Annotated in this window: 13 protein-coding genes; 12 read left to right on the top strand and 1 reads right to left on the bottom strand. The window is 71.5% G+C overall.

The window, feature by feature from the left end:
• The first annotated feature begins 9 nt into the window (after window positions 1-9).
• The 11 genes from murD to U1T56_RS05405 all read left to right on the top strand — a co-directional run bounded on the left by murD (window position 10) and on the right by U1T56_RS05405 (window position 12,721).
• On the top strand, window positions 10-1,383 hold the full coding sequence (gene murD / locus U1T56_RS05455; RefSeq protein ID WP_418158435.1) for a UDP-N-acetylmuramoyl-L-alanine--D-glutamate ligase: 1,374 nt from the start codon (window positions 10-12) through the stop codon (window positions 1,381-1,383).
• A complete protein-coding gene (locus U1T56_RS05450; RefSeq protein WP_418158434.1) occupies window positions 1,380-2,510 on the top strand; it encodes an FtsW/RodA/SpoVE family cell cycle protein in 1,131 nt (376 codons plus the stop codon). Before murD ends, U1T56_RS05450 begins: the two co-directional genes overlap by 4 nt.
• The gene (murG, locus tag U1T56_RS05445) at window positions 2,507-3,589 is read left to right on the top strand and encodes an undecaprenyldiphospho-muramoylpentapeptide beta-N-acetylglucosaminyltransferase (RefSeq protein ID WP_418158433.1); all 1,083 of its coding nucleotides are present in this window, start codon (window positions 2,507-2,509) and stop codon (window positions 3,587-3,589) included. Before U1T56_RS05450 ends, murG begins: the two co-directional genes overlap by 4 nt.
• The gene (gene murC, locus U1T56_RS05440) at window positions 3,586-5,010 is read left to right on the top strand and encodes a UDP-N-acetylmuramate--L-alanine ligase (protein WP_418158432.1); all 1,425 of its coding nucleotides are present in this window, start codon (window positions 3,586-3,588) and stop codon (window positions 5,008-5,010) included. Before murG ends, murC begins: the two co-directional genes overlap by 4 nt.
• Complete coding sequence (murB, locus tag U1T56_RS05435; protein ID WP_418158431.1) at window positions 5,007-5,927, top strand: UDP-N-acetylmuramate dehydrogenase; 921 nt, start codon at window positions 5,007-5,009, stop codon at window positions 5,925-5,927. Before murC ends, murB begins: the two co-directional genes overlap by 4 nt.
• A complete protein-coding gene (locus U1T56_RS05430; RefSeq protein ID WP_418158430.1) occupies window positions 5,924-6,835 on the top strand; it encodes a D-alanine--D-alanine ligase in 912 nt (303 codons plus the stop codon). Before murB ends, U1T56_RS05430 begins: the two co-directional genes overlap by 4 nt.
• Window positions 6,832-7,668 (top strand): cell division protein FtsQ/DivIB, encoded by an 837-nt coding sequence (locus U1T56_RS05425; protein ID WP_418158429.1) that lies wholly within the window; start codon window positions 6,832-6,834, stop codon window positions 7,666-7,668. Before U1T56_RS05430 ends, U1T56_RS05425 begins: the two co-directional genes overlap by 4 nt.
• On the top strand, window positions 7,665-8,963 hold the full coding sequence (gene ftsA, locus U1T56_RS05420; protein WP_418158428.1) for a cell division protein FtsA: 1,299 nt from the start codon (window positions 7,665-7,667) through the stop codon (window positions 8,961-8,963). The genes U1T56_RS05425 and ftsA overlap by 4 nt, the downstream gene beginning before the upstream one ends.
• Before the next feature lie 91 nt (window positions 8,964-9,054).
• A complete protein-coding gene (gene ftsZ / locus U1T56_RS05415; RefSeq protein WP_418158427.1) occupies window positions 9,055-10,572 on the top strand; it encodes a cell division protein FtsZ in 1,518 nt (505 codons plus the stop codon).
• A 242-nt stretch (window positions 10,573-10,814) separates the two neighbouring features.
• The gene (locus U1T56_RS05410; RefSeq protein ID WP_418158426.1) at window positions 10,815-11,639 is read left to right on the top strand and encodes a UDP-3-O-acyl-N-acetylglucosamine deacetylase; all 825 of its coding nucleotides are present in this window, start codon (window positions 10,815-10,817) and stop codon (window positions 11,637-11,639) included.
• A gap of 164 nt (window positions 11,640-11,803) precedes the next feature.
• Window positions 11,804-12,721: a hypothetical protein gene (locus U1T56_RS05405; RefSeq protein WP_418158425.1), complete on the top strand. Its 918-nt coding sequence runs from the start codon at window positions 11,804-11,806 to the stop codon at window positions 12,719-12,721.
• Window positions 12,722-12,741: 20 nt separating this feature from the next.
• Here the strand turns inward: U1T56_RS05405 and U1T56_RS05400 are convergent, their stop codons facing one another.
• Window positions 12,742-13,581, bottom strand: a complete 840-nt coding sequence (locus U1T56_RS05400; protein ID WP_418158424.1) for a universal stress protein — start codon at window positions 13,579-13,581, stop codon at window positions 12,742-12,744.
• Between the two features lie 112 nt (window positions 13,582-13,693).
• Between U1T56_RS05400 and U1T56_RS05395 the strand changes: the two genes are divergently transcribed.
• Window positions 13,694-15,268, top strand: a complete 1,575-nt coding sequence (locus tag U1T56_RS05395) for a CYTH and CHAD domain-containing protein (protein ID WP_418158423.1) — start codon at window positions 13,694-13,696, stop codon at window positions 15,266-15,268.
• Window positions 15,269-15,273 lie beyond the last annotated feature (5 nt).

Below are 15,273 nucleotides of genomic sequence, written 5' to 3'. Positions count from 1 at the left end.
GGCGGAACGATGGTCCTCGAGCGCTACGAGGGGCGAAAGATCGGTATTCTCGGCCTGGCACGGAGCGGCCTCGCCGCGGCTAGGGCGTTCGCCGCGGCCGGGGCCGAGGTGCTGGCCTTCGACGACAGGCCCGAGGTGCTGGCCGGAGCCGGCTACCGGGCCGGCAGCATCGCGGATGTGTCGGATCTGGCGCTGCTCGTGCCGAGCCCCGGCGTGCCGCTCACCCACCCCGCACCCCATCCGGTGATCGCGGCCGCGCGCATCGCCGGGGTGCCGATCCGCGGTGACGTCGATCTGTTCGCCGAGATCCTGGGCGAGCGCCGCCCGATCGTCGGCATCACCGGCACCAACGGCAAATCGACGACGACGGCGCTCGTCCACCATCTTCTGGTCAAAGCCGGGGTCGATGCGGCGCTGGGCGGCAATATCGGCCGGCCGGTGTTCGAGCTGGAGCCGGGCCCGGAAGGCCGGGTGTTCGTGCTGGAGCTCTCCTCCTTCCAGCTCGATCTCTGCGAGCGCCTGCGCTGCAGGGTCGCCGTCTGGCTCAACCTCACCTCCGACCATCTCGACCGGCACGGCGATCTCGAAGGCTATGTCGCGGCGAAGAGGCGGATCTTCCGCAACCAGGGTACGGGCGACGTCGCCGTGGTCGGGCTCGACGACGCGCCCAGCCGCGAGGTGGCCTACGGGCTGAAGCGGGAGGGGCGGCGCGTGATCGGCGTGTCGCTCGATGCGGCCGTGCCGGGTGAGGTCGAGGTCGCGGACGGCCGGCTGATCGACGCGATCGACGGTGCGCCCATCGAGGCACTCGACCTCGGGGCGCTCGATAATCTGCGCGGCCGGCACAACTGGCAGAACATCGCGACGGCCTATGCCGCCGTGCGAGCACTCGGCCTCTCGCCCGAGCAGGCGATCTTGGGCCTTGCGAGCTTTCGCAGCCTGCCGCACCGGATGGAGGAGGTCGCCCGTGCCGGAACCGTGCTCTGGGTCAACGACAGCAAGGCGACCAACCCGGATTCGGCCGCGAAATCCTTGAGCAGCTTCGCGAACATCTTCTGGATCGCCGGCGGCAAACCCAAGCCCGGCGGGTTCAGGAGCCTCCGGCCGTTCATGGGGGCGGTGCGTGCCGGCTATCTGATCGGCACGGCCGCGGCCGAGATCGCGGCGGATCTCGGCGATCTGGCACCAATGCATCAGGTCGGGACGCTGGAAGCGGCCGTGAAGGCGGCGAGCCGGGCCGCGCGCGCGGCCGGCGGGCCGGAAGCCGTGGTGCTGCTCGCCCCGGCCTGCGCCTCGTTCGATCAGTTCCGGAGCTTCGAGCATCGGGGCGACGTGTTCCGGGAGCTCGCGGTCGCCGAAGCCGGGGAAGGAGGAGCCGGATGATCTATGTCCCGCGCACCGATCGCACGCTCGTCGGCAACTGGTGGTGGACGGTCGACCGCTTCATGCTGGGCGGCGTGGCGCTGCTCGCCGTGGTCGGCACGATCCTGATCTTCGCGGCGAGCCCTGCGGTCGGCGAGCGGGTCTACGGCGCGGAGATGCACTTCGTCGTCAAGCATCTCTTTTTCCTGTTGCCGGCGAGCTGCATGCTCGTGGTCGTGTCGCTGCTGGCACCGCTGGGCGTGCTGCGGCTCGCGGTCGGCATGCTGGGGCTTTTCGGCTTCCTCCTCGTCCTCACTCTCCTGTTCGCACCCGAGGTGAAGGGGGCACATCGCTGGCTCGTGCTCTTCGGCATGCCGCTGCAGCCGAGCGAGTTCGTGAAGCCGGCGCTGATCGTGGTCACGGCCTACCTGCTCTCGCGCCGCGAGCGCGCGAAAGCGATGCCGACGACCGCGCTTCTGGTCCTGCCGGTGCTGGCCGTGCTCGCGAAGCAGCCCGACATCGGCATGGCCGCCGTGATCAGCCTCGTCTACTGCGCCCAGCTCTTCGTCGCCGGCATCGCCTGGATCTGGGTGCTGGCGCTGATCGGGGCGGTGGTGTTCGGCGCCTGGCAGGCCTATCTCTGGCTGCCGCATTTCACCGAGCGCGTGAACGGCTTCCTCGATCCGGATTCTCTGGGCTATCAGATCGAGCGGGCGCTGCGCGCGGTGGCGGCCGGCGGCCTGTTCGGCCGCGGCCCCGGCGAAGGCGTGCAGAAATGGCATCTCCCGGATGCGCATGCCGACTTCATTTTCGCTGCCACGGCGGAAGAGTTCGGCATCATCGCCTGCCTGTTCCTGGTGGTGGTGTTCGCTTCGCTGATCCTGCGCGGGCTGTGGCGCGTGCACGAGACGACCGACCGTTTCATCCAGCTCGCCGCCGTGGGCCTCGTCGCCCAGTTCGGCCTGCAGGCGCTCATCAACATGGCGGTGAATCTCAACCTGATGCCGACCAAGGGCATGACGCTCCCCTTCATCAGCTATGGCGGCTCCTCGCTCCTGGCGCTCGCCATCGGCATGGGCATGCTGCTCGCACTCACCCGCCGCGGCGCCAGGCTGGAGCTGCCGCTCCGCCCGGAGCTCCTGCGGTGACGGGGCCGATCCTGATCGCGGCCGGCGGCACCGGCGGGCACATGTTCCCTGCCCTGGCGCTGGGGCAGGCGCTGGCCGGGCGGGGGCAGGCCGTGACCCTGATCACCGACCAGCGCGGTGCGCGCTATGTCGGCGGGGACCTGCCCTGCACGGTCGTGACCGCCGGCAGCCCGTCGGGCAGCGCCGCCGCGAAGGTGCAGGGTCTCGTCCGGCTCGCCCGCGGCTTCGTGGAGAGCCTGGGCGTCCTCCGCCGCAAGCGGCCGGTGGCGGCTGCGGCCTTCGGCGGCTACGCTTGCGTGCCCGCGGCGCTCGCGGCCGCAGCGCGAGGCGTGCCGGTGCTGATCCACGAGCAGAACGCCGTGTTCGGCCGCGCCAACCGGCTGATCGCCAGCTTCGCGCGCGAGGTGGCGCTGAGCTTCGAGGCGACGAGCGAGGTGCCGGCGCGTGCGGACCTGCGCCGGATCGTCACCGGCAACCCGACCCGGCCGGGCTTCACGGCAGCCGCGGCTCCGGCCCGCAGCGACAACCGGTTCCGCGTGCTGGTCCTGGGCGGCAGCCAGGGGGCCCGCGTCTTCAGCGACGTCGTCCCGGCTGCCCTCGCCCGGCTTGCGCCCGAGCTGCGGGCACGGCTCGACCTCGCCCAGCAATGCCGGCCCGAGGATCTCGCACGCGTGCGCGAGGCCTATGCCGGCCTCGGCCTCGACGTCGAGCTCGCGAGCTTCTTCTCGGACGTGCCGGCCCGGATGGCGGCGGCCGATCTCGTGATCGCGCGCTCGGGCGCTTCCACCATCGCCGAGCTTCTGGCCCTCGCCCGCCCATCGCTGCTCGTTCCCTATCCGCATGCCGCCGATGACCACCAGACCGCCAATGCCCGCGCCCTCGATGCCGCCGGTGCCGCCGTCCTCCTGCCGCAGCCAGCGCTCACGCCCGAGCGCCTCGCGGCCGAGCTGGAGCGCCTGATGCACGATCCCGACAGGCTCGAGGCCATGGCGAGAGCGGCGCACCGCCTCGCCCGGCCCGATGCCGCCGAGCGGCTGGCCGATGCCGTGCTGGCGCTCGCCGCGGAGGCCCGCCCATGACGATGGTGCCCATGAACGCAGGTCCGATCCACTTCGTCGGGATCGGCGGGATCGGGATGAGCGGAATCGCCGAGATCCTGAAGAATCTCGGCTACAGCGTGCAGGGCTCGGACGTGGCCGACAACGCCAACGTCCAGCGCCTGAGGAAGCTCGGCGTGCCGGTGGCGATCGGGCACGACGCCGCCAATCTCGGCAGGGCGCGCGTGCTGGTCGTCTCCTCGGCGATCCGGCCCGACAATCCCGAGCTGGTGGCGGCACGCAGCAAACGCCTGCCGGTCGTGCGCCGTGCCGACATGCTGGCCGAGCTGATGCGGCTCAAGCGCGCCGTCGCGGTCGCCGGCACCCACGGCAAGACCACGACCACGGCGATGATGGCCGCTCTCTTCGAGGCCGCCGGGCTCGATCCCACCGTGGTCAACGGCGGCATCATCAACGCCTACGGCACCAACGCCCGGCTCGGCCAGGGCGAGTGGATCGTGGTCGAGGCCGACGAGAGCGACGGCAGTTTCCTGCGGCTGCCGGCCACGATCGCGGTCGTCACCAACATCGACCCCGAGCACATGGAGCATTACGGCAGCTTCGACGCCGTGCGCGAGGCGTTCCGCACCTTCGTCGAGCACGTGCCGTTCTATGGGTTCGCCGCACTCTGCATCGACCACCCGGAGGTCCAGGCTCTCTATGGCAGGATCACCGACCGGCGCGTCGTCACCTACGGCTTCAGCCCGCAGGCCGACGTGCGCGCCCTGCCGCCGGTCGCCGAGGCCGACGGCGAGGTGTTCGACGTCGTCATCCGCGCCAAGAACGGCGAGGGCGAGCGGCGGCTCGAGCGCGTGCGCCTGTCGCTGCCGGGCCTGCACAACGTCTCGAACGCGCTCGCCGTCATCGTCGTGGCGCGCGAGCTCGGCATCCCGGACGAGGTGGTGCGCCAGGCCCTTTCCGGCCTCGAGGGTGTCAAGCGCCGCTTCACCCGCACGGGTACGGTCGACGGTGTCGCCATCATCGACGATTACGGCCATCATCCGGTCGAGATCAAGGCGGTCTTACGCACCGCGCGTGCGCGCACCAAGGGCCGCGTGATCGCCGTGGTCCAGCCGCACCGCTACACCCGCCTCGCGAGCCTGTTCGACGAGTTCTGCACCTGCTTCCACGATGCCGACACGGTCCTGGTGGCGCCGGTCTACGCTGCGGGCGAGGCGCCGATCGAGGGAGCGAGCCGCGATGCGCTCGTGGACGGCATCCGCCGCCACGGCCATCGCGACGTGCGCGCCATCGACGGCCTCGACGATCTGGTGCCGCTCGTGGCAGAGATCGCTCATCCAGGGGATCTCGTCGTCTGCCTGGGTGCCGGCAGCATCACGCAATGGGCGCACGCCCTGCCGGGGCGGCTCGCGGAGCAGGAGAAGGGGACGGGCGAGGCATGAGCAAGAGCTGGGCCGATACCCTGCCGCCGCTGCGCGGGACCTTGCGCCGGAACGTGCCGCTCGCGCCCTTGACCTGGCTTCGCGTCGGCGGATCGGCCGAGTTCGTGTTCCAGCCGGCCGATGCCGACGACCTCGCCGCCTTCCTGGAGGCGCTGCCCGAGGACGTGCCGGTGCTGCCGATGGGGGTCGCCTCGAACCTGCTCGTGCGCGACGGCGGCCTCGAAGGTGTCGTGATCCGCTTCGGCGGACCGCTCGCCAAGGTCGAGGCTCGGGGCGGGACGATTCTCGCCGGGGCGGGCGCCCTCGATCAGCGGGTGGCGCAGGAGGCGCAGCGCGCCGGCCTCGCCGGGCTCGAGTTCCTGATCGGCATTCCCGGCACCGTCGGGGGGGCGGTGCGGATGAACGCCGGTGCCTTCGGCGGCGAGACCAAGGACCGGCTGCTCTGGGCCGAGGCGCTGGACCGCAAGGGTGCGCTGCACCGCCTGAGCAACGCCGAGCTCGGCTTCGCCTATCGCCGGAGCGCTCTGCCTGCGGACTGGATCGTGGTCCGGGCGGCATTCCAGGGTGTTCCGGGCGACCCGGAGGCGATTTCGGCCCGTATGGACGCCATCAAGGCCGAGCGCGAGGCGGCGCAGCCGCTGCGGGTCGCGACCGGTGGCAGCACCTTCAAGAACCCGCCCGGCCACAAGGCGTGGCAGCTCATCGACGCCGCCGGCTGCCGCGGCCTGCGTCTGGGTGCGGCCATGGTCTCCGAGAAGCACTGCAACTTCTTGATCAACACCGGCGGCGCCAGCGCCGCCGAGATCGAGGCTCTGGGCGAGCTCGTGCGGCAGCGCGTGCGCGAGACGAGCGGGGTCGAGCTCGACTGGGAGATCGTCCGGATCGGCAGGAGGACGGCCATGGAGCTCGCGGCATGAAGAAGCGTGTGGCCGTTCTCATGGGCGGGCGCTCGGCCGAGCGGGAGGTCTCGCTGGTCTCGGGCGAGGCCTGCGCCCGCGCCCTCGAGGAGCGAGGCTGGCCCGTGACCCGGATCGACGTCGGCACGGATCTGCCAGAGGTGCTGCAGCGGGTCCGGCCCGAGGTCGTGTTCAACGCGCTCCACGGCCGCTACGGCGAGGACGGGCGCGTGCAGGGCCTGCTCGACCTCATGGCGATCCCCTACACCCACTCCGGGGTGCTGGCCTCGGCGCTCGCCATGGACAAGCCGATGGCGAAGCGCGTCTTCGCGAGCGCCGGGCTGCGCTGCCCGGAAGGGGTCGAGACGACGCTCGAAGCGCTCCTGGCGGAGCCGCCGATCGCCCCGCCGTTCGTGGTCAAGCCCGCGGCCGAAGGCTCGAGCGTGGGGGTCGTGATCGTCCCCGACGACGATCTCCGCCCGCTCACGGACCGCAACGACATCGACCCGACCTGCCGCCTTCTGGTCGAAAGCTACATTCCGGGGCGCGAGCTGACTTGTGCCGTGCTCGGCGACGAGCCGCTCGCCGTGACCGAGATCCGCCCGAGCCAGGGCTTCTACGACTATCGCGCCAAATACACCGAGGGCTTCGCCTCGCATCTGGTGCCGGCCCCCCTCGCGCCCGCGATCTACGAGCGCGTGCTGGAGCAGGCTCTCGCGGCGCACCGCGCGTTGGGCTGCCGCGGCGTCAGCCGGGCCGATTTCCGCTTCGATCCGGACCGAGGCGAGGACGGGCTCTACCTGCTCGAGGTCAACACCCAACCCGGCATGACGCCCTTGTCGTTGGTGCCGGAGCAGGCCGCGTTTCGCGGAATCGGCTTCGCCGATCTGGTCGAGCAGCTCCTGGGGTGGGCGCGATGCGACACGTGAACCGTCTCGCTCGTCGGACGCGGGCCAGCCTGCGGCGGCCGCCGCCGCGGCGTTGGGCGACGCGGGCGCGCTCGGCCGTGCTCGCGGTGGTCGGTCTCGGTCTCGCAGGCTATGCCGCCGAAGCGCTCTGGCGCTCGCCCGCCATGGCGCGCTTCACCGCGAGCATGAGCCGGCAGCTCTTGGAGGCCTCGGCCGGTGCCGGCTTCGTCGTCACCCGCGTCTACAGCGAGGGCCGGGTGCTCGCGGACGAGCAGATTCTACAGAAGGCGCTTGAGCCTTACTATGGAAAGCCTATACTGCAGGTTGATCTGGGTGAGCTCAAAGAACGTGTCGAGAATGTGCCCTGGATACGGTCGGTCAGCGTCGGCCGGCGCTTGCCGGACACGCTCTGGATCCGACTGGAGGAGCACCGCCCGATCGCGCGCTGGCTCGACGGAAGCCGTCAGGTGCTGGTGAGCGACGCGGGTGAGGTCGTGCGCATCAAGAACGCGGGCAGGTTCCGTCACCTGCCGCTCCTGTTCGGCGACGGTGCCCCGGCACGCGCCGAGGAGCTGCTGCGGCTCGTGGTGCGGGAGCCCGAGCTGGCGCCGCACGTCACCGGAGCCCGGCTGGTCGGTCAGCGGCGCTGGGACATCTATCTCGATGGCCGCATCGAGGTCCGGCTGCCGGCCGAAGGTGCCGATGCGGCGTGGCGCCGTCTCGCGGCCGAGCAGCGCGCCTCGGCCATCCTGGGCCGCGCCATCACCGCGATCGATCTGCGCAATCCGGAGTGGCTCACGGTCCAGATCGCGAACGACGCCCTCGAGAAGCACGAGACGGGGCCGGGCGCATGAGCAAGGCCGTCGCTTCCGCCTGGCGCAGCCTCGTCGGCAGCGGCCCCTGGGGCCGAGGTGCTGCGTTCGGCGTGCTCGACATCGGCTCGAGCAAGCTCTGCTGCTACATCGCCCGGCCACGGCCGGGGCGCGGCGTGCAGCTCATCGGCCGCGGCTACCAGCTCGCCGAGGGGATCAAGGCCGGCGAGATCGTCGACGCGGAGGCCGCGGAGACGGCGATTCTCGCCACCTTGCACGAGGCCGAGCAGCAGGCCGGCGAGACCTTGCGCGAGATCGTGCTGGCGGTGAGCGGGGGGCGGCCGCAGTCGACCTATGTCCGCGTGGCGAGCCAGCTCCACGGCCGCGCCGTCGCCGAGAGCGACATCCGGCTGCTGCTCGACCGCGCGCGCCGTGCCGTGTCCACGCCGGAGCGCGAGGTGCTGCACGTCGTCCCGCTCGAGGTGACGATCGACGGCGGCCGGCCGCTCAAGGATCCGTGCGGGCTCTCGGGCCAGCGGCTCGAGATCGTGGCCCATCTCGTGATGGCCACCGGCACGGCCTTGCGCAACCTCCTCGCCTGCCTCGAGCGCTGCCACATCGAGGTCAAGGGCATCGTCTGCGCCTCCTACGCGGCCGGTCTCGCCTGCCTCGCCGAGGACGAACTCGAGCGCGGCTGCCTCGTCATCGAGCTCGGCGGCGGCATCACGGGGCTCGCCTGCTTCGCCGGCGGCCGCCTCACCCTCGTCGAGCAGGTGCCCTATGGCGGCGATCACGTCACCGGCGATCTGGCCTATGGCCTCTCGACCAGCCGGCAGCACGCGGAGCGGATCAAGAATCTGTTCGGCAGCGTGCAGTTCCGGGCCTGCGACGACAATACCCGGATCGAGGTCCCGCTCCTGGGTGATCACGCCGATCTGCCGACGGGCGAGGTGCCCCGCACGCGGGTCACGGAGATCGTGCGGGCAAGGGTTGAAGAAACGCTCCTCTTGGCTCAGAAACGATTGCAGGAGCATGACGAGCTCTTGGCGGCGCGGCCGCCCCGCTCGATCGTGCTGACTGGCGGTGGCAGCCAGCTCGAGGGGATCGAGGAACTGGTCCAGGAGATGTTTCGTCTGCCCGCCCGCTGCGGCCGGCCGGGTGCCCTGCAGGCACCGCCCGGCCGCATGGAGGATACGCCCTGCTGTGCCGCCGCGGCCGGGGCCGTGGGGCTGACGCTCGGCGACGATGGTGGTCTCGGCTGGAGCGAGCAGATCGAGGTCTCGATTCTGTCCAGCCGGCTGGCCCGTCTGGGCCAGTGGTTCAAAGAGAATTTCTGACGGTTTTCGATCCGCGCGGCCGGTCCTTGCCCCCGGCCTCGCGGTTGCAGCCCGAACCGAAAACGGTCGGGATGTGCCTGTGGAGGAGAATATGACAATCAATCTCAGTCTGCCCGTCACACACGAGCTGAAGCCCAAGATCACCGTTGTCGGCGTCGGCGGTGCCGGCGGCAACGCCGTCAACAACATGATCACCTCGCACCTCGAGGGGGTGGAGTTCGTCGCCTGCAACACCGATGCGCAGGCGCTCGCCAATTGCCTGACCGACCGCAAGATCCAGCTCGGCCACACCGTCACCCACGGCCTCGGTGCAGGTGCCAGGCCCGAGGTCGGCCGCGCCTCGGCGGAAGAGGCGCTCGACGAGATCCTCGACCAGCTCTCCGGCAGCCACATGGTGTTCATCACCGCCGGCATGGGCGGTGGCACCGGCACCGGCGCCGCCCCGGTGATCGCGCGCGCCGTGCGCGAGCAGGGCATCCTCACGGTTGCGGTCGTCACGAAGCCGTTTCACTTCGAAGGTGCCCATCGGATGCGGCTCGCGGAGGCGGGCCTCGCCGAGCTGCAGCAGTACGTCGACACCCTGATCGTCATCCCGAACCAGAACCTGTTCCGGCTCGCCAACGAGCGCACCACCTTCGCCGAGGCCTTCCGCCTCGCCGATCAGGTCCTGCACATGGGCGTGCGCGGCGTCACCGACCTCATGGTGATGCCGGGTCTGATCAATCTCGACTTCGCCGACATCCGCACCGTCATGTCCGAGATGGGCAAGGCGATGATGGGCACGGGCGAGGCCGAGGGCGAGCGGCGCGCCATCGAGGCCGCCGAGGCCGCGATCTCGAACCCGCTCCTCGACGACGTGTCGATGAAGGGGGCGCGGGGCGTGCTGATCAACATCACCGGCGGCCTCGACATGACCCTCTACGAGGTCGACGCCGCGGCGAACCGCATCCGCGAGGAGGTCGACCCCAACGCCAACATCATCTTCGGCTCGACCTTCGACGATTCGATGCAGGGCCGGATGCGGGTTTCGGTCGTGGCGACCGGCATCGACCTGCCGCAGGAGCGGCCGGCCGTGGCGCAGGCCAGCGTGGCCGAGCCCCAACCCGAGCCCGCGCGCGCCACCGCCGGTCCGTTCCGCTTCCAGCCGCAGCGGGTGCAGGCCGTGCCGTTCCCCGGCGCCGCCAAAGCTCCCGTCCGCCGGCCCGGCGAGGTGAGCCCGGCCGTGCATCTCAGGGCCGCGGCGGCGCCGGAGCAGCCGCGGCCGGAGCTGGCCGAGGCGGCGGCCGCCTTCACCCCGGCACCTGCCCAGGAAGCGGCGGCGCCCGCGGCCGAAGCGATGGATGCCGCTCCTGCTCCCGCCGCGGACGTTTCCTATCGCTCGGCTGCGCGCAACGAGGAACGCCCGCTCAACCTGTTCGACCGCGTCAAGGAGTTCGCCTTCGCGCGCAGCGGAGGCGGGGCGGCGGACCGGGGCGGCGAGCGGCAGGCGCCCCGGCTCAGCGACCGCCCGTTCCGGCCGGTCGCGAGCGGCCCCGCACCTCTGTCCGGTGCTCTCGACGAGATCGGCGACATCCCCTCCTTTCTGCGCCGCGAACGCGTCGAGGGCTGAGGCCTGAGTTAAGGTATCGCTTTAACTCTGCTCTGCAACAATCGGTCAGACGATGTGATTTGCCCCGCCCGCCATGCTCTGCGAAGAGCATGGCGGGCGGTGTCGTCCCGAGGCTCCGGCAAAAGGTGCGCCGGCGTCGCGGGCCGCCGGGGCAGGCATCGATCCATCCTGAAGCGCCGTGGGCAAGCGGCTGGGAAAGGACGCGGCGGAACCCGAAGCACAACGAGCCTTGGTTCGCGAGGATGCAGCGGCAGAAAACGCTTCGTCACGTGATCGGTTGCGGTGGTGTCGGTCTCCACAGCGGCGCCCGCATCGGCCTCACGCTTCGCCCTGGGGCCGAGGGCTCCGGCATCCGGTTCCGCCGCGTCGATCGCCCCGGCTCCGAGCCGATCCCGGCGCATCTCGACCGGATGATGGAGGCTCCTTTGGGTACCAGCCTCGGCCAGCGGCCGGGGACGAGCGTGCGCATGGTCGAGCGGCTGATGGCGGCGCTCGTCGCCTGCGAGATCACGAACGCGCTCGTCGAGATCAGCGGGCCCGAGCTGCCGGCCATGGACGGAAGCGCGCTCCCGTTCGTGCGCCTGATCGAGTGCGCCGGCACGGTCGAGCAGGATCTGCCCGTGCCGCGACTCGAGGTTCTGCGGCCGGTGAGCGTCGCGCAGGGCGACGCCTTCGTGCGCCTCGAGCCCGCGGACGGGCTCGAGATCGTGATCGAGCACGGCCGCGGCGCGGTGCGGCCGCCGTTCCGCTTCGCCTTCTCGCCCGAGGCCACGAAGCGCGAGCTCGCCGCCGCCCGCACCGCCGCGGAGCCGGCGGAGGGCGCGCGCTTCGCCGACGAGCCGGCCCGGCGCGAGGCGCTGCACGCGCTGGGCGACATCGCCCTGATCCCGGCCCGGCTCGAGGCACGCTACGTTCACAGGGGCGCTGGCCCCGGCCTGCGGCGGACGCTCCTGTGCCGGCTTCTGGCCGATCCCGCCGCCTGGCGGCTGTCCGAGCCCGTGGAGCCTGTCACGACCGTCTCCGCCAGCGCAGCCCGGTCGAGATTCGCACCCGCTTTCCTCTCTTGAGAGAAAATCTTCACCTCGTTCTGCCGCTTAAGGCGTCCAAAGATTGCCGCGGGCGCGATGCCGGCCCATACTGTGGCCGCAAGGTCCGGGCGCTCGACCCGGAGCCGTGGACGACCGCGCGGTGCCGAAACCGGCGGTCCCGCGAGGACGGCCGAGGAAACATCATGACCACACGGGAGCAGAAGAGCGCCACCCGGCGCTCCAACGCGCTGTTCGTGGACCGTCTGCTCTACGAGCGACGGCCGGGCGGCGGACGCTTCGTCACCTTCACCCGTCGGGCGCAGCTCGCTCTCTTCGCCGTGTTCCTGATCTGCCTCGGCCTTGCCGTCGTCTCGACCGCCGGCCTCGTTCTGGGCTACCGCTTCTATCGCGAGCAGGTGGCGATGGCGAGCGGCCACGACCGGGTCGCCGATCCGGCCGGGGACGGGGAGGCGCTCGCCGAGATGCGGCGCGAGAACGAGCGGCTGCGCGCCGCCCTCGAGGCCGCGCGCAGCGAGCGCCGGACCGAGGCGGGCACCCTGGACGAGGCGCGGTCGGCGCTCGAGGTCGAGAAGCGCGCGATCGCCGCCGAGCTCGAGACCGCCCGCGCCAAGGAGGCTCTCCTGACGACCCAGCTCGAGAGTGCGGAGCGGACGCGGGCGAAGCTGGCCGCCGAGCTCGAGGAGGCAAAAGGCCGGATCGCGACGCTGGAGCGGACGCCGGGCGCGCAAGGGACGGGCGCGGGCATGGTCGCCGGTAACGAGGAGCGCGACCGGTTGGCCGCCGAGCTCGCCCGGATCAAGACGCAGCGCGACGAGCTGGAGCAGGCGCTCGCCGCGGCCAAGGGCCAGGCGGCGAGCCCGGACGGGAGCGCGCAGACAGCACTTCTGGCCGAGCGCGACCGGCTCCTGGCCGAGAACACGAGCCTCGCGACGCGGAGCCGCGAGCTCGACGAGGAACTGGCTAAGGTCAAGAATGCCTGCGCCCGGCCCGCCGCGACGGACCTGATGGAACGGCTGAGGACGGCGGAGGAGCGCCGAGCGGCGCTCGAGGCCTACCTCGCCCAGCGGGCGCCGACACCGCCGGCGCCGGCACCGCGCTGATCCGGCAGGAGCCTTGCGGCTCAGTGCGACAGAAGGACCGGGACGGTCATGTGCTCGAGCAGGTGGCGGGTGACGCCGCCCACGATCATTTCCCGCAGGCGGGAATGGCCGTAGCCGCCCATCACCAGAAGATCCGCGCCCTCGTCGCTCGCCGTGGACAGGATCACGTCGCCGATGCCGAGCCCGCCGCTCTGCGCCTGCCTGACCTCGACGCGCACGCCGTGACGTGCCAGGTGGGCCGCCATGTCGGCCCCCGGCTGCTCCCCGAGATAGGCCCGGCGCTCGTTGGCGTCGACGACGAGCACCGTGACTTCCTGAGCGAGACGCAGGAAGGGCAGCGCGTCGTTGGCGGCACGGGCCGCCTCGCGTGAGCCGTCCCAGGCCACGATGATGCGCCGGGGCGGCATGGTGTGCGCGCCGATATAGGGGATCACCAGCGCCGGCCGGCCGCTGTCCATGAACGCGGCCTCGACCAGGAGCGCGTCGTCGACGCCGTTCACGTCGGGGTCGGGCTGGCCCATGATGACGAGATCGGCATGCCGCACCTGGCGGGCCAGCATCACGGGCAGCCGGTCGAGCATGCCGGTCTCGCGGCGAGTCGTGAGGGCGATGCCGCGGCGCTGCCCGGCCTCGCGCGCGGCGGCGAGCACCTGATCGGCCTCGCGCTCGGCCTGGGCGAGCTGCTCCTGCAGGAGATCGGCCGGAATCGGCATGCCGACGATGGCCGGGACGAACGGCTCGGGTACCAGGTAGAGCGCCGTCAGATGCGCCTCGAACCTCTCGGCCAGCGTCAGCGCCACCTCGAGCCGGTGCTGCGCCGCTGCGCCACGATCGATATGGACGAGGAGATCCTTGAACATGCGGCCCCACTCCCCCTTTCCTGTCGTCGATGTCCGCCCGATAACAACCGAATCGCCGACCCGTATGCATTGATCTACATCAGTCGAGCCGATCCGATCGAGGAGCCTCGCCTTGCCCGACTCGCCGCCGCTGGAGGTCGAGCTCAAGCTCGAGACGACCACGGACGCCATGGAGAAGCTGCTCGCGAGTCCGCTCCTGCGCGAGCATGCCCGCAGCACGATCCGCTCCCGCCAGCTCGTCACGACCTATTACGACACGCAGGACCATCGCCTCGGCCGCCGCAAGCTGGCGCTCCGGGTCCGGCAGAACGGCAGGAGCTTCGTTCAGACCCTCAAGACCGAGGGTACCGGCGAAGGGGCGGCGACGCGCCGGGGCGAGTGGGAGGTCGAGCTGCCGGACGGCACGCCGCGGCTCGCCGCCTTCACCGATCCCGCCGTGCGCGAGCTCACCGGCCTCGTTCTCCCGGACGAGCTGACGCCGGTGTTCGAGACGCGCTTCCGACGTCAGGCGCTCGTGGTCGAGTGGGTCGACGGCAGCCGCATCCCGGCGCAGATCGAGGTCGCCCTCGATCGCGGCGCCGTCAGGGCGGGCGAGCGCGAGGCGCCGATCCGCGAGGTCGAGCTCGAGCTGAAGCAGGGCGACCCGAGGGCGCTGTTCGAGCTCGCCGAGGCGATGCACGAGCTGGTGCCCTTGCGTCTTCTGGCCCTCGACAAGGCCACGCGCGGCTACATGCTCGCGACCGACAGCCCGCCACCCTGGCGCAAGGCCCGGCCGGTGACGCTGAGCCCGGACATGCTGGTCGACGACGCGCTCCAGACCGTGCTCGGGGCGTGCCTGCGGCACTGGATCGACAACGAGGCGGCGGCACGCGACGGCCGGGACCCCGAGGGCCTGCATCAGCTTCGCGTGGCGCTCCGCCGCCTGCGCTCGGCCATGAGCCTGTTCAGGCCGGCGCTCGGCGAGGAGGTGCGGGCCGGATGGAACGAGGAGCTGCGCTGGCTTCTCGGATCGCTGGGGCCGGCGCGGGATCTCGACGTGCTCGCGAGCGAGATCATGGCCCCGGTGTGCGCTGCTCGTCCCGACGATCCGGCCTTGGCGGCGTTCGCGGCCGCCGCGGCGGAGCGCCGGCAGGAGGCGCAGCGGGTCGTCCGCGAGGCGCTCGCATCCGACCGCTACGGCTCCCTGGCGCTGCGGCTCGCCTGCTGGGTGGCGCGACGCGGCTGGCGGCAGGGGGCCGATGTCGACGTCCTCCTCGTGCAGCGGCAGCCGGTCGCGGGCTTCGCCGCCGCCATCCTCGAGAAGCGGCACCGCCGGGTGCGCAAGAAAGGACGCGGCTTCGCCCGGCTGGACCCGGAGCGGCGGCACGAGCTGCGCATCGCCTTCAAGAAGCTGCGCTACGGCGCCGAGTTCTTCGGCTCGCTCTTCCCCGAGAAGCGCGTGGAGCGCTTCCGCAAGGTAACGGCCCGCATGCAGGACATCCTGGGGCACCTGAACGACGTCGCGGTGGCCGAGAGGCTGGCCCGGGACGTGCTCGAGCACGCCCGGTCCGGCTTCGAGCCGAAGGACGCGGCGCTCGGCGCCGGACAGGTGATCGGCTGGCATCTGCGTCAGGCCGGCGAGCGCGAGCCCGAGGCGATGCGGGCGTGGAAGGCGTTTCGCGCCGTGGAGCCTTTCTGGGAGAACTGACGCGG

This window comes from Benzoatithermus flavus (genome assembly GCF_037908215.1).
GTDB lineage: Bacteria > Pseudomonadota > Alphaproteobacteria > Geminicoccales > Geminicoccaceae > Benzoatithermus > Benzoatithermus flavus.
This window is presented reverse-complemented; position numbering and strand designations above follow the sequence as displayed.

Coding starts and splice junctions, on each gene's coding strand:
- murD (WP_418158435.1), top strand. CDS start 10: ATGGTCCTCGAGCGCTACGAGGGGCGAAAGATCGGTATTCTCGGCCTG.
- U1T56_RS05450 (WP_418158434.1), top strand. CDS start 1,380: ATGATCTATGTCCCGCGCACCGATCGCACGCTCGTCGGCAACTGGTGG.
- murC (WP_418158432.1), top strand. CDS start 3,586: ATGACGATGGTGCCCATGAACGCAGGTCCGATCCACTTCGTCGGGATC.
- murB (WP_418158431.1), top strand. CDS start 5,007: ATGAGCAAGAGCTGGGCCGATACCCTGCCGCCGCTGCGCGGGACCTTG.
- U1T56_RS05430 (WP_418158430.1), top strand. CDS start 5,924: ATGAAGAAGCGTGTGGCCGTTCTCATGGGCGGGCGCTCGGCCGAGCGG.
- ftsA (WP_418158428.1), top strand. CDS start 7,665: ATGAGCAAGGCCGTCGCTTCCGCCTGGCGCAGCCTCGTCGGCAGCGGC.
- ftsZ (WP_418158427.1), top strand. CDS start 9,055: ATGACAATCAATCTCAGTCTGCCCGTCACACACGAGCTGAAGCCCAAG.
- U1T56_RS05410 (WP_418158426.1), top strand. CDS start 10,815: ATGCAGCGGCAGAAAACGCTTCGTCACGTGATCGGTTGCGGTGGTGTC.
- U1T56_RS05405 (WP_418158425.1), top strand. CDS start 11,804: ATGACCACACGGGAGCAGAAGAGCGCCACCCGGCGCTCCAACGCGCTG.
- U1T56_RS05400 (WP_418158424.1), bottom strand. CDS start 13,581: ATGTTCAAGGATCTCCTCGTCCATATCGATCGTGGCGCAGCGGCGCAG.